General features: G+C 72.3%; 20 protein-coding genes. 13 read left to right on the top strand and 7 right to left on the bottom strand.

The genetic code is table 11. The features are described 5' to 3' along the window. The first annotated feature begins 22 nt into the window (after positions 1–22). The 10 genes from ABZS69_RS25175 (at position 23) to rbsK (ending at position 11,024) form a co-directional block, all read left to right on the top strand. Positions 23–1,255 carry an MFS transporter gene (locus tag ABZS69_RS25175; RefSeq protein WP_355376886.1) on the top strand — a complete coding sequence of 411 codons (1,233 nt, stop codon included), beginning with the start codon at positions 23–25 and terminating at the stop codon, positions 1,253–1,255. A gap of 343 nt (positions 1,256–1,598) precedes the next feature. Next, entirely contained in the window at positions 1,599–2,657 is a 1,059-nt protein-coding gene (locus ABZS69_RS25170; protein WP_355376760.1) for a LacI family DNA-binding transcriptional regulator, read from the top strand. Beyond that, positions 2,654–3,571 (top strand): sugar ABC transporter permease, encoded by a 918-nt coding sequence (locus ABZS69_RS25165; RefSeq protein ID WP_355376758.1) that lies wholly within the window; start codon positions 2,654–2,656, stop codon positions 3,569–3,571. The genes ABZS69_RS25170 and ABZS69_RS25165 overlap by 4 nt, the downstream gene beginning before the upstream one ends. After that, positions 3,571–4,389 (top strand): carbohydrate ABC transporter permease, encoded by an 819-nt coding sequence (locus ABZS69_RS25160; protein ID WP_355376756.1) that lies wholly within the window; start codon positions 3,571–3,573, stop codon positions 4,387–4,389. Before ABZS69_RS25165 ends, ABZS69_RS25160 begins: the two co-directional genes overlap by 1 nt. A 9-nt stretch (positions 4,390–4,398) precedes the next feature. Then, positions 4,399–5,706: a sugar ABC transporter substrate-binding protein gene (locus ABZS69_RS25155; protein ID WP_355376754.1), complete on the top strand. Its 1,308-nt coding sequence runs from the start codon at positions 4,399–4,401 to the stop codon at positions 5,704–5,706. After that, a complete protein-coding gene (locus tag ABZS69_RS25150) occupies positions 5,703–6,665 on the top strand; it encodes an ADP-ribosylglycohydrolase family protein (RefSeq protein ID WP_355376752.1) in 963 nt (320 codons plus the stop codon). The genes ABZS69_RS25155 and ABZS69_RS25150 overlap by 4 nt, the downstream gene beginning before the upstream one ends. Before the next feature lie 6 nt (positions 6,666–6,671). After that, positions 6,672–7,637, top strand: a complete 966-nt coding sequence (locus tag ABZS69_RS25145) for an ADP-ribosylglycohydrolase family protein (protein ID WP_355376751.1) — start codon at positions 6,672–6,674, stop codon at positions 7,635–7,637. Beyond that, complete coding sequence (locus ABZS69_RS25140; protein ID WP_355376749.1) at positions 7,634–8,773, top strand: ADP-ribosylglycohydrolase family protein; 1,140 nt, start codon at positions 7,634–7,636, stop codon at positions 8,771–8,773. The genes ABZS69_RS25145 and ABZS69_RS25140 overlap by 4 nt, the downstream gene beginning before the upstream one ends. Further along, positions 8,770–10,143 carry an ADP-ribosylglycohydrolase family protein gene (locus ABZS69_RS25135; RefSeq protein ID WP_355376747.1) on the top strand — a complete coding sequence of 458 codons (1,374 nt, stop codon included), beginning with the start codon at positions 8,770–8,772 and terminating at the stop codon, positions 10,141–10,143. The genes ABZS69_RS25140 and ABZS69_RS25135 overlap by 4 nt, the downstream gene beginning before the upstream one ends. Continuing rightward, the gene (gene rbsK / locus ABZS69_RS25130; RefSeq protein WP_355376745.1) at positions 10,140–11,024 is read left to right on the top strand and encodes a ribokinase; all 885 of its coding nucleotides are present in this window, start codon (positions 10,140–10,142) and stop codon (positions 11,022–11,024) included. The genes ABZS69_RS25135 and rbsK overlap by 4 nt, the downstream gene beginning before the upstream one ends. On the opposite strand, the gene ABZS69_RS25125 is transcribed toward rbsK, so the two are convergent. From ABZS69_RS25125 to ABZS69_RS25115, 3 genes are read right to left on the bottom strand one after another with little or no spacing between them, the layout of a single operon-like run. Continuing rightward, entirely contained in the window at positions 11,021–11,587 is a 567-nt protein-coding gene (locus ABZS69_RS25125; protein ID WP_355376743.1) for a dihydrofolate reductase family protein, read from the bottom strand. The genes rbsK and ABZS69_RS25125 overlap by 4 nt on opposite strands. Positions 11,588–11,641: 54 nt before the next feature. Continuing rightward, positions 11,642–12,166, bottom strand: coding sequence for an NUDIX domain-containing protein (locus ABZS69_RS25120; RefSeq protein WP_355376742.1), 525 nt, complete (start codon positions 12,164–12,166; stop codon positions 11,642–11,644). Between the two features lie 10 nt (positions 12,167–12,176). Continuing rightward, positions 12,177–12,878 (bottom strand): FCD domain-containing protein, encoded by a 702-nt coding sequence (locus ABZS69_RS25115; protein WP_355376741.1) that lies wholly within the window; start codon positions 12,876–12,878, stop codon positions 12,177–12,179. A gap of 54 nt (positions 12,879–12,932) precedes the next feature. Between ABZS69_RS25115 and ABZS69_RS25110 the strand changes: the two genes are divergently transcribed. Continuing rightward, positions 12,933–14,654 (top strand): 2-isopropylmalate synthase, encoded by a 1,722-nt coding sequence (locus ABZS69_RS25110; RefSeq protein WP_355376739.1) that lies wholly within the window; start codon positions 12,933–12,935, stop codon positions 14,652–14,654. Between the two features lie 26 nt (positions 14,655–14,680). Here the strand turns inward: ABZS69_RS25110 and pyrF are convergent, their stop codons facing one another. Then, complete coding sequence (gene pyrF / locus ABZS69_RS25105; protein ID WP_355376737.1) at positions 14,681–15,505, bottom strand: orotidine-5'-phosphate decarboxylase; 825 nt, start codon at positions 15,503–15,505, stop codon at positions 14,681–14,683. 121 nt (positions 15,506–15,626) lie between these two features. On the opposite strand from pyrF, the gene ABZS69_RS25100 reads away from it, so the two are divergent. Beyond that, entirely contained in the window at positions 15,627–16,103 is a 477-nt protein-coding gene (locus ABZS69_RS25100; protein ID WP_355376736.1) for a DUF2283 domain-containing protein, read from the top strand. Positions 16,104–16,124: 21 nt separating this feature from the next. Next, a complete protein-coding gene (locus tag ABZS69_RS25095) occupies positions 16,125–16,928 on the top strand; it encodes an HAD family hydrolase (RefSeq protein WP_355376734.1) in 804 nt (267 codons plus the stop codon). A 123-nt stretch (positions 16,929–17,051) separates the two neighbouring features. Here ABZS69_RS25095 and ABZS69_RS25090 read toward each other — a convergent pair whose 3' ends face one another. The 3 genes from ABZS69_RS25090 to ABZS69_RS25080 are packed head-to-tail and all read right to left on the bottom strand — an operon-like array spanning position 17,052 to position 18,107. Next, the gene (locus ABZS69_RS25090) at positions 17,052–17,330 is read right to left on the bottom strand and encodes a hypothetical protein (RefSeq protein WP_355376732.1); all 279 of its coding nucleotides are present in this window, start codon (positions 17,328–17,330) and stop codon (positions 17,052–17,054) included. A gap of 13 nt (positions 17,331–17,343) precedes the next feature. Continuing rightward, on the bottom strand, positions 17,344–17,913 hold the full coding sequence (locus ABZS69_RS25085; RefSeq protein WP_355376731.1) for a TIGR00645 family protein: 570 nt from the start codon (positions 17,911–17,913) through the stop codon (positions 17,344–17,346). A 50-nt stretch (positions 17,914–17,963) separates the two neighbouring features. Continuing rightward, positions 17,964–18,107, bottom strand: coding sequence for a hypothetical protein (locus ABZS69_RS25080; RefSeq protein WP_355376729.1), 144 nt, complete (start codon positions 18,105–18,107; stop codon positions 17,964–17,966). Positions 18,108–18,128: the final 21 nt, after the last annotated feature.

Here is an 18,128-nt window from a genome sequence, read left to right as displayed (position 1 = left end):
TTATGCTCTAGCCGTGAACAAAATGCTCATTGACGCCAGACGCGCTCGTGCCGGAGTTTTCGGATTCTTCTTCCTTGCCGGGTTCGTGATGGGCTTGTGGGCCGCCGGGCTCCCGTCCCTGAACGACCGGCTCGACCTCGGCCCGGCCAGGCTGGGCAGCGTCCTGTTGCTGATCTCGGGTGGCGCGCTGGTGTCGATGCTGGTCGCGGGGCCGCTGGTGGATCGGTGGTCCAGCCGCCGGGTGTGCTGGTTCGCCGGTCCCTTCTCGGGGCTGGTCCTGCTCGGGCCCGCCCTCGCGTCCTCGTACTGGGCTCTGGCGGTGCTCGCGGTGCTGTTCGGGATGGGGCTGGGGGTTACCGAGGTCGCCATGAACGCCCACTCCGTCGAGGTCGAACGCCGCTACGGCCGCCCGATCATCTCCGCCTTCCACGGCACGTGGAGCCTGGGCGGGGCCGCCGGAGGCGGGCTCACCTCGCTCGCGCTGCAGACCGGCGTGGACGCCCAGTGGCTGCTCATCGCGGCGGCGCTGGTCGTTCCCCTCCTGTACCTGCCGGCGGCCCGCCTCCTGCTCCCCGACCCGCCCGCGCACGCCAGCGCCTCCGAGACCGGCGCCTCGTCCGGCTCGTCGCTGGCCTGGGGCCTGATCGCCCTGCTCGGCCTGGCCGCCTTCGCCGGGCACCTGAGCGAGGGCGCCGCCATCGACTGGGCCGCCCTGCACGCCCGCTGGGTGCTGGAGACGGACCCGGCCATGGCGCCGCTCGCGTACACGATCTTCTCGGTGGCCATGACCACCGTCCGCCTGCTCGGCGACCCCATCCGCGCCCGGCTCGGCTCGGTCCGCACCATCCAGCTCGCGGGCCTGTTCGCCACGGCGGGCTACCTCCTGGTCCTGGTGTCACCCGTGACCGGGGACGCCCTCCAGCTCGTCTGCGCCTGGACCGGCTGGGCACTGGCGGGCGTCGGCCTGGCCACGGTGGTCCCGGTCCTCTTCAGCGCGGTCGGGGCCGCAGGGGGCCGCGTCGGCCGCGCCCTCGCCATGGTCACCGCCTTCGGCTACAGCGGCCTCCTCCTGGGCCCCGCCGTCCTGGGCTACGTCGCCGAGGCCTCGTCCCTCCCGACCGCCTTGATCATCCCCGCGGTCCTCGCCGCCGTTGTCGCCCTCACCGGCGCCCCCGCCATCCGCACCCTCACCCGCCTCCCGGCCCGCGGCCCCGAGGAAAGCCCCACTCCCACCCCCACCCCCGCCCACGACTGACCCACCTTTCGAACGGCCGCCCGCTGAAACCGGACGCCGTGCACGATGGGCGCGGTGGTGGCGGGGGTGTATCGCGGTGGCTCGCGGTCGCGTCGGTGCCGCCGCTCATCGGGCGCCAGGTCGGCGAGGTGCGGGACGGTGGTGCTCGGCGCAACGCGCACGGTGCTCAAGCGGCGCGTGGCGGTGGCGGGGGAGGGTGGGAAGTTGCGGAAAAGGGGCTTTGAGCTGGTGTTATGCGATCGTGACTTGACCCACCAAGTTACGCGCATGTTTCATGTCCCAAACACCGTAAACGTTTACAGTCTCTTGACCGTAAACGTTTACAGGATATGGAAGGACAGCCTTGGCCGACGGACCCACGATCAACACGATCGCCGCGCGCGCCGGTGTCTCGATCGCCTCCGTCTCGCGGGTGCTGAACGGCCTGCCGACCAGGCAGGAGACCGTGCGCAAGGTGATGGCGGCCGCCGACGAGCTCGGTTACGTGCGCAACGCCGTGGCCAGGTCGCTCAAGTCGCGCCGCACTCACCAGGTCGCCTTCGCCATGGCCGACGTCGGCAACCCCGCGTACCTGGCCATGCTCCGAGAGATCCAGCCCGTGCTGAAGGCCGCGGGCTACCGGCTCGTGCTGCACTCCACCGACGCCGTCGTGGCCGACGAGATCGACGTGCTGCACAGCCTGGGCGAGCGGTACGTGGACGGGCTGATCATGAGCCCGCTGCGGGTCACCGAGGCGCACCTCGAGATGCTGGCCGCCGCCCGGGCCCCCGTCGTGATCATCGGCTCGGTGCCCGACGGCACCCGCGTGGACAACGTACGGGCAGACTCCCGGACTGGCGTCAGGCTGGCGGTCGACCACCTGTACGCGCTTGGCCGCCGCAGGATCGCCATGGTCAACGGCCCGCTGGACACCGTCCCCGGAGCCGCCCGAGGGGCCGCGTACCGGGAGGCGCTCCAGGACCTCGGCCTGCCCTACGACGAGAACCTCGTGCAGATCGGCGACTTCTACCGCGCGGAAGGGGGCCGCGCGGTGGCGGAGCTGCTCGCCAGGGTTCCCGACGTGGACGCGCTCATGTGCGCGAACGACCTGATCGCGCTCGGCGCGCTCGACGTGCTGCGGGCTGCGGGGCGGCGGGTGCCGGACGACGTGGCGGTGGTCGGCATGGACGACACCGACCTGGCCGCCGCCTCCTGGCCGTCGCTGACCAGCGTCTCGCTGGGATCCGCCGAGCGTGGCAAGGCCGCCGCCGAGTTACTGCTGGAGCGGCTGCAGGGCGGCGATCGCGAGCCGAGGCTGGTCACCGTGCCGCCCAGGCTCGCGATCCGCGCCTCCACCGCCGGATACGAGCCCGGATACGAGCCCGGACATGAGCACAGTACGGACGAAAGGGAGATGGCGTGACGGCGACCGTGACGAGAGCGGCGCCGCCGCGCGGGACGCGGCGCGCCAAGCGCCGCCGGATCTCGCGCCAGACGCGCGAGATGTGGCTGCTCATGCTGCCCGCCCTGGTGCCGGTGGCGCTGTTCAGCGTGGGCCCGCTGCTGTACGGCATCGGCCTGGCGTTCACCGACGCCCGCAACACCCGCAACCACGAGACGAGCTTCGTCGGCCTGGAGAACTTCGGCAGGTTGCTGACCGACGACGAGTTCTGGTCGTCGTTCAAGATCGGCGCGATCTGGGCCGTCTCCGTGACCGTGCTGCAGTTCCTGGCCGCGCTCGGCCTGGCGCTGCTGCTCAACGAGAACCTGCGGTTCAGGGGCGTGGCCCGGGTGCTGGCGGTGGTGCCGTGGGCGATGCCGCCGGTGGTCATCGGCCTGATGTGGAAGCTCGTCTACCACCCCGACGCGGGCATCCTGAACGGCCTGCTGGGCACGGACATCAACTGGCTGGCCGACTTCTCGCTCGCGCTGCCGGCGATCATCGTGGTCGGCATCTGGACCGGCATGCCCCAGACCACGGTGGTGCTGCTGGCGGGCCTGCAGGGCATCCCGAAGGAGCTCTACGAGGCGGGCGAGGTGGACGGCGCGACCCGCTGGCGGCGGTTCTGGAACATCACGCTGCCGCAGCTGCGGCCGGTGATCGTGGCGATCACCTCGCTCGACTTCGTGTGGAACATCAACCAGTTCGGCCTGGTCTACGTGCTCACGCAGGGCGGGCCGGGCGGGCAGACGCGGCTGCCGATGCTGTTCGCGTACGAGGAGGCGTTCCGGTACCGGATGGCCGGTTACGCGTCGATGCTCGGCCTCGCGATGGCGATCGTCGTGCTGGCCGTGCTCGCGCTGTACCTGGGGCGCCAGATGAGGGAGACCAAGTGATGAGGCGCTTCTCGCAGTACGTGGCGCTGGTCGCGTACATCGTCTTCCTGGCGTTCCCGCTGGCCTGGCTGCTGTCGACGGCGCTGAAGACGCCGCGGGAGATGGCCCTGGCCGACCCGACGTGGATCCCGCGCGAACCGACGCTGGCCAACTTCGCCGACGCGTTCGGCGAGCAGGACCTGGTGGGCGCGGGGCTGCGCAGCCTGGTCGTGGCGCTGTTCAGCAGCGTGATCACGGTGGTGATCTCGCTGCCCGCCTCCTACGCGATGGCGCGCTACCGCAGCCTGCTCAACCGGATCGCGATCGGGTGGGTGCTGGTCAGCCAGGTGTTCCCGTTCATCCTGATCATCATTCCGCTCTTCATGATCCTGCGCGATCTGGACCTGGTGAACACGCTGCCCGGCCTGGTGGTCGTGCACGTGACGTTCACGCTGCCGTTCGCGCTGTGGATGCTGCAGGGGTACGTGCGCGCGGTGCCGCGCGAGCTGGAGGAGGCCGCGGCCGTCGACGGCGCGACCCGGCTGCGCTCGATCGTGAGCGTGATCGCGCCGCTGCTGGCGCCGGGGGTGGTGGCCACGCTGCTGTTCTCGTTCATCTCGTCGTGGAACGAGTTCATGTTCGCGCTCGTGATCCTGCAGAACCCCGATGTCATGACACTCCCGCTCACGCTGGTGAGGTTCACCGGTCCAGAGGGGGTGGCCAGGCTCGGCCCGCTGGCCGCGGCGTCGCTCATGGCGACGATCCCGAGTCTGATCTTCTTCGCAATCATTCAGCGGCGACTGAAGTCCGGCCTGATGGCCGGCGCCGTGAAGGGCTAGGAGGCTCACATGCGAATCACGTCCGCTCTGGCGGCTGCGGCGATCCTCACGCTCGCCGCCGCGTGCGGCGGGGGAGGCGGCGGCACGCAGTCGTCGTCCGCCCCCAACGAGCCAGTAAAGATCAATTTCCTCAGCCTGGCGTGGCAGAAGGAATCCGTCGCCGCGAACAAGCAGCTCGTGGACGAATGGAACAAGGCCAACCCCAACATCCAGGTCACCTACGTCCAGGGCAGCTGGGACAACGTCAACGACCAGCTCGTCACCCAGTTCGCCGGTGGCACGGCGCCGGACGTGATCCACAACGACTCGCCCGCGCTGGCCGGCTTCGCCTCCGACGGCTACCTGCTCGACCTGAAGGACAAGCTGCCCGCCGAGCTCAAGAGCGACATCCCGCAGCCCGCCTGGGACACCGTCACCTTCGACGACGGCAAGGGCCAGCAGGGCGTGTACGGCGTGCCGTTCCTGCAGGAGTCGCAGGTCATCATCGCCAACAAGAAGCTGCTCGACGCGTCCGGCGCGCGCGTCCCGACCGCCGACAACCCCTGGACGTGGGACGAGTTCTCGGCCGCGGCGAAGAAGATGACCAAGGACGGCAACTTCGGCGTGGCCTGGCCGATGAAGTCGCCGGTCAACAAGACGCTCAACCTGGCGCTCAACTTCGGCGGCACGTTCTTCCAGACGGCCGACGGCAAGACCACGGTCAAGGTCGGGCCCGAGGAGCGCGAGGTGCTCCAGCGCATCCACGACCAGCTCTACAAGGACGAGTCCGCCGATCCGGCCGCGCTCGGCCAGGGCACCGCGGACCCGCTGCCGGCCTTCTACAAGGGCAAGTTCGCGCTGCTGCCGGCCGGCGTGTACCTGCGCCAGCAGGTCGCCGAGCAGGCTCCGAAGGACTTCGAGTGGGTCACGCTCCCCGCGCCGAAGGGCACCAGCGCCCAGCAGGGCGCGGTCTCGCAGACGCTGTCGATCGCGCAGGACAGCAAGCACGCGGACGAGGCCATGAAGTTCATCGCCTTCTTCCTGAACGGCGCGAACCAGGCCAAGCTCGCCAAGGGTGACTGGCTCCTGCCGACCTCCCAGGCGGCCGCCGCCGACCCGGCGATGACCACCGCGGAGAACGGCTGGGACGTGGCCACCGCCTCCGCCAAGAACCTCGTCGTGGCGCCGTTCCTCAAGGTGAACGGGTTCGACGAGTGGAAGACCAAGGTCGCCACCCCGGTGCTCCAGGAGTACTTCGCCAATAAGATCACCATCGACCAGGTGGCCACGAAGCTGGTCGAGGACGGCAACAAGGTGTTGGAGCGTTACCAGCGGTGACTTATCGCCATAGAGCCCGTGGGTGTCTCCTCGGCCTCGCGGCCGGGGACGCCCTCGGGGCTCCGGCCGAGAACCTGTCGCCGTCGGAGATCCGGCGGCGGTGGGGACGGCTCACGGAGATCGAGGGCGGAGGGACCGACGACACGGAGTACGCCATCTTCGCCGCGTCCCTCCTGGTGCGCCACGGGCATGAGCTGACCTCCGCCGACGTGGCCGCCGCGTACCGGCGGGAGATCATCCCCCTGGTCGCCGGGCCCATGCGCGGGGCCGGGTTCTCCGAGCTGGGCACCGTCGAAGCGCTTCGCCGAGGGCTGGAGCCGCCGCTGACGGGGCTGGTCCACTCGCACGGCTGGTCGGACGGGCTCGCGATGCGCGCGGCGCCGTACGGAGTGTTCTGCCCGGGTGACCCGGTGGAGGCGGCCCGGCTGATGGAGCAGGACGGGCTGGTCAGCGGGTCCGGCGAGGGCATCCTGGGCGGCCGCGCGGTCGCCGGGGCCGTGGCCGCCGCGATGGGCGGCGCCTCGGTCCAGGACGTCGTACGAGCGGCGCTGTCGGTGATCCCCGCCGACTCGTGGACGGCCCGCAACGTCGTACGGGCCACGGAACAGGTTACGGGCCCGGCCGACGGGACCGCGCTCGTCGAGGTGCTGCACGAGGCCGTGGTCGTCAGGCACTACCCCTGGACCGACGTCGCCCCCGAGGCCGTGGCGCTGGCCCTGGCGGCGGTGCTGGCCGGGGACGGCGACGTCGAGGCGTCTGTGACGTTCGGGGTGAGCCTGGGCCGGGACGCCGACACGATCGGCGCCATCGCCGGCGCGATCGCCGGAGCCATGCGGGGCGAGAGCGGCGTGCCCGAGCGCTGGGCGGCCAGGATCGGACCCGTGACGGGCAAATGCCTGCCCGCCGTGGCCGGAAAACACGTACTGGACGTCGCCGACGAACTGGCAGGAGGACTGTAGATCACGATGTCGGGGGACAGAATCAGGGGGGCCTTCGCCGGGCTCGCCGTCGGTGACGCCGCCGGATGGCCGGCGGCCAGGCACCGGGCGGCCCTGCACGCCCCCTGGAGCAGACGCCTGCACAGAGAGCTGGACGCCTTCGCGGAGGAGCACAGGGTCACCACGCTGCCGGTTCCGTTCGCGCTCAACCAGCCCACGGCCCCGCTGGCCGTCGGGCCGTCCGACGACGCCGAATGGCTGGCCTGGACGGCGCTCACGATCGACCGCCCGCGGGCCGAGGCGTTCAGGGACCTGTCCGAGGGGGAGGTCAGGGCGCGGATCTCGGTGGCCACCGCGCTCGACAACCTCGCCAAGGGGGTCGAGCCGCCCGCGTCCGGGCACGACAACCCCCACCACTTCGACGACGCCGCCGCCGTCAGGGCCGTGGCGTTCGGGGTCCTGGGACGGGACCCCACGCGGGACGCCGAGGTGACGAACGCCTATGACGGCGTCCTGGGCGCCCAGGCCATGGCGGCCGCCGTGGCCGAGGCCGTGCGGTCGGGGTCGGTGGCCGGGGCGGTGGAGGCGGCGCTGGCCGTGCTGCCCGAGGACACCGCCATCGGCCACAACGCCCGCGCCGCGCTGGCCGTCGCACGCGCGGCGGGCGACCCCTTCGCGGCCGTGCCCGCGCTGGACGCGGCGCTGCTCGACCACGTCTACAGCTACGGCGTCGGCGCCGCGCAGACCGTGCCGGTGGCGCTGGCGCTGGCCGAGTCCGCGGGCGGCGAGCTCGCGCGGGCCGTGCCCGCGGCCGCCTGCCTGGCCACGCTGGCGGATTCGGCGCCCGCGCTGGCCGGGGCGCTCGCGGGGGCGTGCGGTGGGATGGAGGCGATCCCGGAGGGGTGGATCGCGTCGGTCCGCACGCTGGCCGGTTGTTGCCTGCCTGACCTGGCGGGCCGGGATCTGATCGAACTATCGGAGGGAATCGCATGACGCCGCTTGAAGACAGGGCCACTGGCTGCGTGGCGGGGGCGGCGGTCGGTGACGCGTTGGGCGGCGCCACCGAGGGCTGGACTCCCGAGCAGATCGTCGAGAGGTACGGGGGCCGCGTCGAGGGCATCGTGCCGCCGTTCAACGAGGACTGGCGCAACGCCCGCCCCATCGCCCCGTACCACAAGGGCGACGGCCACATCACCGACGACACGTTGATGACGCACGCCCTGGTCCGGGTCTACGAGAAGGCCGGCGGGCACCTGAACGCGTACTCCATGGCCGAGCACCTGGTGCCCGAGCTGATGGGCGAGCGGCGCTGGATCCCCGAGCTGGAGGCCGAGGCGCTGCCGCTGCAGCGGATCTTCCTGGCCGAGAAGTGGATCGTGGCCAGGCTCCACTACGGGCACGTGGACCCGCGCGAGGCCGGCGTCGGCAACATCGTGAACTGCGGCGCGGCCATGTACGTCGCCCCCGTCGGCATCGTGAACGCCGCCGACCCCGACGCCGCCTACGCCGAGGCCGTCGACCTGGCCGGGGCGCACCAGTCCAGCTACGGCCGGGAGGCCGCCGGGGTGATGGCCGCCGCCGTGGCCGAGGCCATGCGACCGGGCGCCACCGCGGACTCCGTGGTCGCGGCCTGCCTGCGCCTGGCCAAGGACGGCACGAGGGCCGCCATCGAGTCCGTCTGCGAGGCCGCCGCCGGGATGGGGCACTGGGACGGGTCGTTCGAGGCGCTGCGCGGCGCCATGCGGCCCTATGACACGGTCGCCGACACCTACCGCGACCAGGGGCTCGGGGCGCGGCGGCCGAGCCGGGTGCACAGCATCGAGGAGCTGCCGCTGGCGCTCGGGTTCCTGGTGATCGCGAAGGGCGACTACCGCGAGACCGTGCTGGGCGGCGTCAACTACGGGCGCGACGCCGACTCGATCGCGTCCATGGGCGGGGCCATCGCGGGCGCCCTCGGGGGGCTGTCCGCGGTGCCGTCGGAGTGGCTCTCGCAGGTAGGGGCGGCCAGCCGTACGGACCTGGTGGCCCCCGGGCTCGCCATCGCGGAGGTGGCGCGCCGGGTGCACGCCGACGACCTGGTACGGCGCCGCGGCCACGAGGCCGCCTTCGCCGACCTCGACCGCCGATGATCCGGCTCACCTGGGTCCAGCCGGAGGACCTGATCGGCCACGAGCTCCGCCAGGCCGCCGAGGACGGCCGGGCGTCCGGCCCCGACGCGGAGCGCGTGCGGGAGATCGCGGCCCGCTGGCACGCGGCCGGCGGCCACGACGCGCCGCCGCGCGCCGGGGCCTCCGAGCCGGTGGCGGCCCGGCTGCGGGGCCTGGCCGAGGAGCTGCTGGACGAGCTGGCCGCCGTCCCGTCCCCGCTGCCCGAGCCCTCGGACCTGGCCGGCATCATCGCCGCCTGCCCGTCCTGGCCGGGCGCGACCCAGGGGTCGGCTCAGGGAGCGGTTTCGAGAGCGGTCGTGGACCCGGCGCGGGTGCTGGGCGCGTGGCAGGGGCGGGCGGCCGGGTGCGTGCTCGGCAAGCCCGTGGAGAAGATCCCGCGCGAAGGCATCAGGCAGATCGCCGAGGCCACCGGCAACTGGCCCATCCGCGGCTGGTTCACCGCCAAGGGGCTCCCGGACGAGGTCGCCCGCCGCTGGCCGTGGAACCGCCGCAGCGCCGTCAACTCCCTGGCCGAGAACATCGACGGCATCCCCGAGGACGACGACCTCAACTACCCGCTGCTGGCCCTGTCCGTCCTGGAGCGCCACGGCCGCGGCTTCACCACCGACGACGTGGCCAAGCTGTGGCTGGACGAGCTCCCCGCCGGCCGTACGTTCACCGCCGAACGGGTGGCGTACCGCAACCTCCTGGACGGCGTCGAGCCGCCGGCCACGGCCACCCGCCGCAACCCGTTCAGGGAGTGGATCGGCGCCCTGATCAGGGCGGACGTGTACGGCTGGAGCAACCCGGGCGACCCCGCCACGGCGGCGGAGCACGCCTGGCGCGACGCCCGCCTGACCCACACCGCGAACGGGATCTACGGGGCGATGTTCGTGGCCGCCATGTGCGCGGCCTCCCTGGTCGCCACCTCGCCCGAGGAGGTCGTGCGGGCGGGTCTGTCCGTGGTGCCGGAGCGCTCGCGCCTGCACGAGGCGGTCCGCCTGGCCGCCGCGGACGCCGCCCGCGAGGACGACTTCGAGCGGGTCGTCGACCTCCTCCACGAACGCCATGGCGGCCTGCACTGGGTGCACACCGTCAACAACGCCGCTCTCGTCGCGGCCACGCTGATCCACGGCCGGGGCGACTTCACCGCCACGATCGCCGGCGCGGTGGCCGGCGGCTGGGACACCGACTCCGCCGGGGCCACGGCCGGATCCGTCGCGGGCGCGCTGGCGGGGGGCGTGCCGGACCGCTGGCGGCTGCGTGACAGCCTGGCCAGCAGCCTGACCGGGTACGACGGGGTGGGGCTGGCCACGCTGGCGGCCCGCACACAGGAGATGATGGGGCCATGATCTCGGTTTTCGGCAGCGCGAACATGGACCTCGTCGCGTACGTCTCCCAAGCCCCCAAGCGGGGCGAAACGGTCACCGGTCACCAGTTCCGCACCGTGCCCGGCGGCAAGGGCGCCAACCAGGCCATCGCCGCCGCCCGCGCGGGCGCGCACGTGGCCTTCCTCGGGGCCGTGGGCGACGACGGGTTCGGGGCGGAGATGCGCGCCACGCTGGCGGAGGCCGGGATCGACGTGCGCGGCCTGCGCCAGGTGCCCGGCCCCAGCGGCATCGCGCACATCGTGGTGGACGACGACGGCGGCAACTCGATCATCGTCGTCCCCGGCGCGAACGGCACCGTCGCCGGCCCCTCGGGCGAGGACCTGGCCGCGATCGCCCGTTCGGACGCGCTGCTGCTCCAGCTGGAGCTGCCCATGGAGGCAGTCGTGGCGGCGGCCCAGGCCGCCCAGGTCTCCGGCGTGCCCGTCTATCTCACCCCCGCGCCCGCGCAGTCGCTGCCCGCCGAGCTCCTCGACGCGGTCACGACGATCGTCCCGAACGAGCACGAGGCCGCCGCCATCACCGGCGCCGCCAGCGCGGAAGCCGCCCTCGACGTGCTCCTGGAGCGCGTCGAGGAGGTGGTGATCACGCTGGGCTCCGAGGGCGCCCTGTACGGGTCGCGCTCGGGGGAGCGGCTGCGGGTGCCCGCGGTCAAGGTGGAGGCCGTGGACACGACCGCGGCCGGCGACACCTTCGTGGGCGCGCTGGCCGTGGCCAGGTCGGAGGGGATGGACATGGCCGACGCGCTGGGCTTCGCGTCCACGGCGGCGGCGCTGTCCGTCCAGCGGGAGGGAGCCAGCACGTCCATGCCGACCCGCCACGAGATCGAGGCCGCCCAGCCTTAGCCCTCGGCCCGTTCGTAGCGCAGCAGCGCCACCCCGGCGTCGAACGTCCGCGTCTCCACCAGGCGCAGGCCGGTCCGCTGCGCCGAGGGCGGGAACGCCGGCCGGCCGCCGCCGAGGACGACCGGGTGCACCATGAGGTGATACTCGTCGATCAGCCCCAGCTCGGTCAGCGTGCCGGCCAGCCGGGAGCCGCCGTTCAGCAGGAGGTCCTCGCCGGGCCCGCTCTTCAGCTCGGCGACCTCCTTGGCGAGGTCGCCGGAGACGATCCGGGTGTTCCAGCCGGCCTCCTTCAGCGTGGTGGAGAAGACGACCTTCGGGGTGCTGCGCCAGATGGGGGCGAACTTGAGGTCGTGCGGGTGATCCGAGATCGACTCCGCCTGGGGCCAGTAGCCGGACATCATCTCCCAGACGACGCGCCCGTACAGGAAGGTGCCGACGCGGGCGTTGATCTCGTCCCCGTACGCCGACAGCTCCGGCCCCATCGTCGGCCAGTCGAACTCCCCGTTCGGGCCCTCGATGTGGCCGTCGACGGAGGTGTGGACCCAGTAGATGAGCTTGCTCATGGGGTGCTCCTTCACGTTGTGCTCGTGACTGGGTCGGAGCCGACCGCGCGTCCTCTACATCCCTTCCGGAGATTCTTTCTCGTGCGTCCAGAGGAGCCTGACGGGGGCGGCGGGCCGCACTCCGGCCAGGAGGCCGGGCAGCAGCGCGGCCAGCCCGGGCGGGAACACCCGCTCCCCGGTGGCGGCCAGCTCGTCCGCGCCCCACCAGCGGTTGCCGAGCTTGAACTCCTCCGTCTCGTAGTCCTCCAGCGCCGTGGGGTTGACGGTCGCGGCCGGCACGCGGGCGAAGAAGAACGTGTGCACGGTGTAGAAGTGCCGGCCGAGGTTGGACCACGCGCCCTCGTTCACCGCCACGGGGTCGCCCAGGTCGGCGGGGCCGAGCACGTGGCCGGTCTCCTCCAGCGCCTCGCGGGCCGCCGCCTGTGCCGGGGTCTCGCCCGGGTCGAGGCCGCCGCCGGGCAGGTGCCAGGCGGGCTCCTTCGGCCACGGGTCCGGCGGGACGAAGCGGAACAGCAGGACGCGGTCGTCGGGGGCGGCCAGGATGACGCGGGCCGTGGGGCGTTGCGTACGGGCGATCATCGTGACCAGGCTACGCGCCGTGCAGCCGGGCGAGCGTCTCCTCCAGCTCCGCCTGCAGGATCGCGCCCGCCGCCGCCCCGTCCCCGTCCCGGACGGCGGCCACCAGCGCCGCGTGCGCGTCGTGCCCGGGGTTGCGGTCGGCCGATCGCAGCCCGAGCACCTCCACCAGGCCGATCAACCCCTCGCGCAGCGCCGGCGCGAACTCGGCGAACAGGTCGGTCAGCACCGGGTTGCCGGCCGCCGCCACGACCGCCGCGTGCAGGGCGATGTCGGCGTCGACGAACGCGGCGTCGTCCCGCGCCGCCGCCCGCGCCCGCGCCTCCAGGGCCTCCTGCAGCGCCGCGACGTCCTCCTCGGTACGCCGCTGGGCGGCCATCCGGGCGGCCTGCGTCTCGACCATCATGCGGACCTCGTACACGTCCGTGATGGCCGCCCGCCGCAGCCGGGCGGGCCAGTCCTCGGCGGTCACAGTGGCGATCGCAGTGGCGATCACGAACACGCCGGAGCCCTGCCGGGCCTGCACCAGCCCCGCGCCCGCCAGCGCGCGCAGCGCCTCCCGGACGGTCGAACGTCCCACTCCCAGGGCCTTGGCCAGCGCGTTCTCGCCGGGCAGGCGCGTGCCCACGGGCCACTCGCCCTGCGTGATCTGCTCGCGCAGGTGCTGGGTGGCCTGCTCGACGAGCGGGCTGGGACGGAGTGAGCCGAGCGGCATCGAACGCACCTCTCAGGTTGTCTGAGGACCTGTGTTGTGGTTAGTGTAGCCGCCATGACGCCGTTCGCGCACGCCTGGAACCGGCAACGTCCCAGCAACATGCCCTACCACCGCTACAAGCCCGCCCACGAGCGCGTCCAGGTGCCGCTCACCGAGCGCGCCTGGCCGGGGCGGCGCATCACGCGAGCCCCGCTCTGGGTGCCCGTGGACCTGCGCGACGGCAACCAGGCGCTGGCCGAGCCGATGGACCCGGCACGCAAGCGCCGGATGTTCGACCTGCTGACCGGCATGGGGTTCAAGGAGATCGAGGCCGGCTACCCCTCGTCCAGCCGGCTCGACTTCGACTTCGTCCGCCACCTGGCCGAGCCCGGCGTCGTGCCGGAGGACGTGAGCGTGGTCGTGTTCACGGCCGCCAGGCGGGACCTGATCGAGCGCACGTTCGCCGCCGTCGAGGGCCTGCCGCGCGTGGTCGTGCACCTCTACACCGCCACGGCCCCCACCTGGCGCGACGTGGTGCTCGGCCACGACCGGCGCGAGCTGCGCGCCCTGATCATGGACGCCGCCGGGCACATCGCCAGGCTCGCGGACGGCCGCGACGTGCGCTTCCAGTTCTCGCCGGAGGTGTTCAACCTCACCGAGCCCGACTACGTGCTGGAGGTCTGCAACGACCTGACGGCCCTGTGGGACGCCGCGCCGGACCGCCCGGTGATCCACAACCTGCCCGCGACGGTCGAGGTGGCCACCCCCAACGTGTACGCCGACCAGATCGAGTACATGCACCGCCACCTCGACCGCAGGGACGCGGTGATCCTCTCGGTGCACCCGCACAACGACCGCGGCACCGGCGTGGCCTGCGCCGAGCTGGCCGTGCTGGCCGGCGCGCAGCGGGTGGAGGGCTGCCTGTTCGGCAACGGGGAGCGGACCGGCAACGTCGACCTGGTGACCCTCGCGCTCAACCTGCACTCCCAGGGCGTGGACCCCATGCTCGACCTGTCCGACATCGACGAGGTCCGCCGGGTCGTGGAGCACTGCAACCGGCTGCCCGTGCCCGACCGTCACCCGTACGCGGGCGACCTCGTCTACACCGCCTTCTCCGGCACCCACCAGGACGCCATCGGCAAGGGCCTGGCCCACCACACCAAGCGGGCCGCCGAGCTGGGCGTGCCGCCGGAGCAGGCGCCGTGGGACGTGCCGTACCTGCCCATCGACCCCGCCGACGTGGGCCGCGACTACCAGGCGGTCATCCGGGTCAACAGCCAGTCGGGCAAGGGCGGCATCGCCTACCTCCTGCAGACCCGCCACGGCCTGGAGCTGCCCCGGCGGCTGCAGATCGACTTCTCCTCGGTCGTGCAGCGCGCCACCGACGGCAGCGGCGAGGAGATCACGGCCGAGCAGCTGTGGGAGCTCTTCCACGCCACCTACCTGGCCCCGGGGGAGGCCAGTGCGCTGGCCGGATGGAGCACGAGGGAGACGGCGCCGGGGGTGCACGAGTTCGAGGGCACGCTGCGGTCGGGGCGCCGGCTGCGCGGCACCGGCAACGGGCCGCTGTCCGCGCTGACCGCCGCGCTCGGGGACGACGGGATCGACGTGGACATCCTCCACTTCGCCGAGCACGCCCTGGACCCGGGCCGGGGCAGCCGCGCCATCGCCTACGTGGAGGCCCGCGTCGGCGGCGTCACCAGCTGGGGCGCGGCCCGGGACACCTCCGTCCTGACCGCCTCCGTGCACGCCGTGCTGGCCGCCGTCAACCGCGTCCTGGCGTCCGCACAGGGCTGATCACTGGGCTGATCACGGGGCGCGGCTCAGAGCTGGGTGGCGATCTTCGCGTCCAGGTGGGCCGCGCACTCGTCGCGGAAGTAGAGGGTACGGGAGCGCAGCCGCTTGGGGTCGGCCAGGACGGCCCGGGAGACCGAGGGCACGACGGCGTGCCGTACGGAGCCGAACAGCCGGGCCACGTCGGCGGGAGTGGCCCCCTGGGCGCCCAGCCCCGGCGCGAGGATGGGGCCGTTGAGGTCGGCCAGCGAGTGCTCCAGCTCGGACAGCGTGGCCCCCATCACCACCCCGACAGACCCCAGCGGCTCGTGCCCGGCGTTGGCCGCGGCGACCCCGTCGAGCACCTGCCCGGCCACGGGCCGCTGCAGCGGAGCCGCCTCCGGGTTGGAGGTGCGGGCCAGCACGAAGACGCCGGCGTCGTTGGCCATGGCGGAGGTGATCGCGCCCTCCAGCGACCCGAACCCGAGATACGGGCTCAGCGTCACGGCGTCGGCGGCCAGCGGGCTGCCCCGGTCGAGGTAGGCCTCGGCGTAGGCGGCCATCGTGCTGCCGATGTCACCGCGCTTGACGTCGAGCACCACCAGCGTCCCGGCCTCGCGCAGGTCGGCGATGGTGCGTTCCAGCACCGCGATGCCGCGGCTGCCCCAGCGCTCGTAGAAGGCGGACTGCGGCTTGACCAGGGCCGCCACGTCGCTGACGGCGTCGACGACCGTGCGGCTGAAGCGTTCCAGACCGGCGGGCGAGTCGTCGAGCCCCCAGGCGTGCAGCAGCGCCGGGCTCGGATCGATGCCCACACAGAGCGGTCCGCACTCGTCGAGCCTGGCTCGAAGGCGCGTCCCGAACGACTCGTTCATGTAAATGGCCCCCTAACGACCGTACGCAGCCTAGCCTGCGGCGGCTGTGGCCAGGAATGCTTACTACAGCGCCGATATGAACGGGTGTCTTCCAGAGGGCCCTGGGGGTAGATCAGGCTACATGTACGAGATCGCCCATCGCGTGCTGGTGCTGCGTACCGATCCGCCGCGTGATGTCACCGTCACGATCGGCGTGCCTTACGAGGAGCCGACGGGGGACTGGTCGTGCCCGTACCGGATCGACGGGCTCGACGGGTGGGAGCACGAGCGGAAGGTCACGGGGGTCGACTCGCTGGAGGCGATCGAGCTGGCCCTGGCCATGGTCCGGGCTGCGCTGGCGGGCTCGCACGAGGCCAGGGAGGGGCTGTTGAGCTGGGACGAGGCGCCGTCCGGGCGGCGTCCGCAGACGGTGTACGTGAGCTGGGACAAGATCCGCGATGTCGCCTATATCGCGATGAAGCATGAAATAGCGCCGGAAGAGACCGTAAGTCAGGTCGAAGCGGCAGATGTCGTCCTGGATTTCGGCGACACCGGGCAGCTCCTCGGCCTGGAGCTCACGGACGCGGCGGCGCGGCTCCCGTCCGAGATGCGGATCTGACAGATCGGCATAATCGGCACCGTGAGCACCAGCATTCTCCCGCGCATCGTGGCCACCGACCTCGACGGAACCCTCCTCAACTCCTCCGGCGTCATCACCCCCCGCACCAGAGAGGCCCTGCGATCCGCCCGCTCCGCCGGAGCCGAGATCGTCTTCGTCACCGCCAGGGCGCCGCGCGGCGTCCGCGCGATCGCCGGTCAGGCGGGCGTCACGGACCTCGCGATCTGCAGCAACGGCGCGATCGTGTACGACCTGACCACCGACGAGATCGTCGCCAGCCACCCGCTGGACCGGGCGGTGGCGAAGGGGGTCGCGCGGGCCCTGACCGCGGCCCTGCCCGGGGTCGGCCTGGCCGTCGAGACGGGCCGGGGCGTGCTCGCCGAGCCCGCCTACACCAGGCGCATCGCGCACGACCTGGCCTACCTGCGCGAGGTGGGCTCCGTCTTCGACGGCGACGAGCCCATCGTCAAGCTGCTCGCCCAGTCGCGCACCTGGACGGCGGACGAGATGGTCGCGGCCGTATCGGCGGAGGTCGACGGGCTGGCCGAGGTCACGCACTCGGGCGTGGACGGGCTCCTGGAGATCAGCGCTCGCGGGGTGACGAAGGCGGGCACGCTCGACGCGCTGTGCAGGGAGCGGGGGATCGCGCCCGGCGAGGTGGTGGCCTTCGGCGACATGCCGAACGACCTGGCCGTGCTCGCCTACGCGGGCGCCGGGTACGCCATGGCCAACGCCCACCACCTGGTGCTGGCGGCGATCGAGCGCCGCACGCTGTCCAACGACGAGGACGGGGTGGCCGCCGTGCTGGAGGCCCTCTACGGCTGACGCGTGCCCGCCTCAGTCGCCTGCCTCTACGGCTGACTTGTGCCCGCCACTGTGCCTGCCTCCGCGCCCACCGCTGTGTCCGCCTCTGTGCCCGCCCGCCCCCGCAGGCGGGCACGTACGGCGTCAGGCGTCGTCGTCCGACACCCGTGAGGCGCCCGTGCACGTGGTGGGCGACTTGCCGAGCAGCGGAAGCAGCGACCCGCAGGTGCTCACGGGCAGCGACACCGGCTCGATGATCTCGTCGTTGAAGATGGTCACGTTGCCGATCAGGGGCGGCGGGCCGCTCGGCGCCGCGGACCCGCCATCGGCGTGCGCGGCGCCCGCGAGCGAGCCCATGAACACCGCGCCCGCGAGCGAGCTCATGAACACCACGCTCGCCACGAGGACGGCCGGCCGCCTCACCGGGGCTCCCCGGTCACGCGGCGACCCGTTCCTGGTGCAGGCACGGCTGCCGCTCGCCCCCGTTCGTCTCGGTGTCGCGCCGCGCGCCCGCCATGATGCGGTCGATCAGCGCCAGCGTCAGCGCCGAGACCACGAAGGTCAGGTGGATCAGCGTTTTCCACAGCAGCTCCCGGTCGGTGATGGTCGGTCTGGAGGCGTTGATGAAGATCTGGAGGAGGTGGACGGACGAGATGCCGATGATCGCCATGGCCAGCTTGACCTTCAGCACGTTGGCGTTGACGTGGGAAAGCCATTGGGGCTGGTCGGGGTGCCCGTCGATGCGCAGCCGGGAGACGAACGTCTCGTAGCCGCCGATGATGACCATGATGAGCAGGTTGGAGACCATGACCACGTCGACGAGGCCGAGGACGATCAGCATGACCGCGGTCTCCGGTGGTGAGCCGCCGAACCCGAGCTCGATCAGATGGAGCAGCTCCATCATGAACCGCCACGTGTACACGATCTGGGCGAGGATCAGCCCCATGTAGAGCGGCGCCTGAATCCACCGGCTAAGGAACATGAAGTAGCCGACATATCCGGACATGGTCCGGGGCTCTGGTGGGGTGTCGGCCACGGGAACCTGCGCGAGCCGCACTAGGACGTGAAGACGTTGACGTGTTGGACCCAGGTCTCGACCCGGACGACGGGCGGGTCGGTGGTGAGCTTGTCGAGGAAGACGGAGGGGAGTGCGCCCGCCAGCGCGAGTGCGGCGACGGCGGTCAGGACGCGGACCTTCAAAGGATCTCCTAGCTGCTCTGC

Origin of the sequence: Nonomuraea sp. NPDC005650 (genome assembly GCF_040605375.1) — a bacterium.
Lineage (GTDB): Bacteria > Actinomycetota > Actinomycetes > Streptosporangiales > Streptosporangiaceae > Nonomuraea.
This window is presented reverse-complemented; position numbering and strand designations above follow the sequence as displayed.

Coding starts and splice junctions, on each gene's coding strand:
- ABZS69_RS25135 (WP_355376747.1), top strand. CDS start 8,770: ATGATCCGGCTCACCTGGGTCCAGCCGGAGGACCTGATCGGCCACGAG.
- ABZS69_RS25120 (WP_355376742.1), bottom strand. CDS start 12,166: ATGATCGCCCGTACGCAACGCCCCACGGCCCGCGTCATCCTGGCCGCC.
- ABZS69_RS25160 (WP_355376756.1), top strand. CDS start 3,571: ATGAGGCGCTTCTCGCAGTACGTGGCGCTGGTCGCGTACATCGTCTTC.
- ABZS69_RS25125 (WP_355376743.1), bottom strand. CDS start 11,587: ATGAGCAAGCTCATCTACTGGGTCCACACCTCCGTCGACGGCCACATC.
- ABZS69_RS25115 (WP_355376741.1), bottom strand. CDS start 12,878: ATGCCGCTCGGCTCACTCCGTCCCAGCCCGCTCGTCGAGCAGGCCACC.
- ABZS69_RS25155 (WP_355376754.1), top strand. CDS start 4,399: ATGCGAATCACGTCCGCTCTGGCGGCTGCGGCGATCCTCACGCTCGCC.
- rbsK (WP_355376745.1), top strand. CDS start 10,140: ATGATCTCGGTTTTCGGCAGCGCGAACATGGACCTCGTCGCGTACGTC.
- ABZS69_RS25110 (WP_355376739.1), top strand. CDS start 12,933: ATGACGCCGTTCGCGCACGCCTGGAACCGGCAACGTCCCAGCAACATG.
- ABZS69_RS25100 (WP_355376736.1), top strand. CDS start 15,627: ATGTACGAGATCGCCCATCGCGTGCTGGTGCTGCGTACCGATCCGCCG.
- pyrF (WP_355376737.1), bottom strand. CDS start 15,505: ATGAACGAGTCGTTCGGGACGCGCCTTCGAGCCAGGCTCGACGAGTGC.
- ABZS69_RS25140 (WP_355376749.1), top strand. CDS start 7,634: ATGACGCCGCTTGAAGACAGGGCCACTGGCTGCGTGGCGGGGGCGGCG.
- ABZS69_RS25085 (WP_355376731.1), bottom strand. CDS start 17,913: ATGTCCGGATATGTCGGCTACTTCATGTTCCTTAGCCGGTGGATTCAG.
- ABZS69_RS25145 (WP_355376751.1), top strand. CDS start 6,672: ATGTCGGGGGACAGAATCAGGGGGGCCTTCGCCGGGCTCGCCGTCGGT.
- ABZS69_RS25175 (WP_355376886.1), top strand. CDS start 23: ATGCTCATTGACGCCAGACGCGCTCGTGCCGGAGTTTTCGGATTCTTC.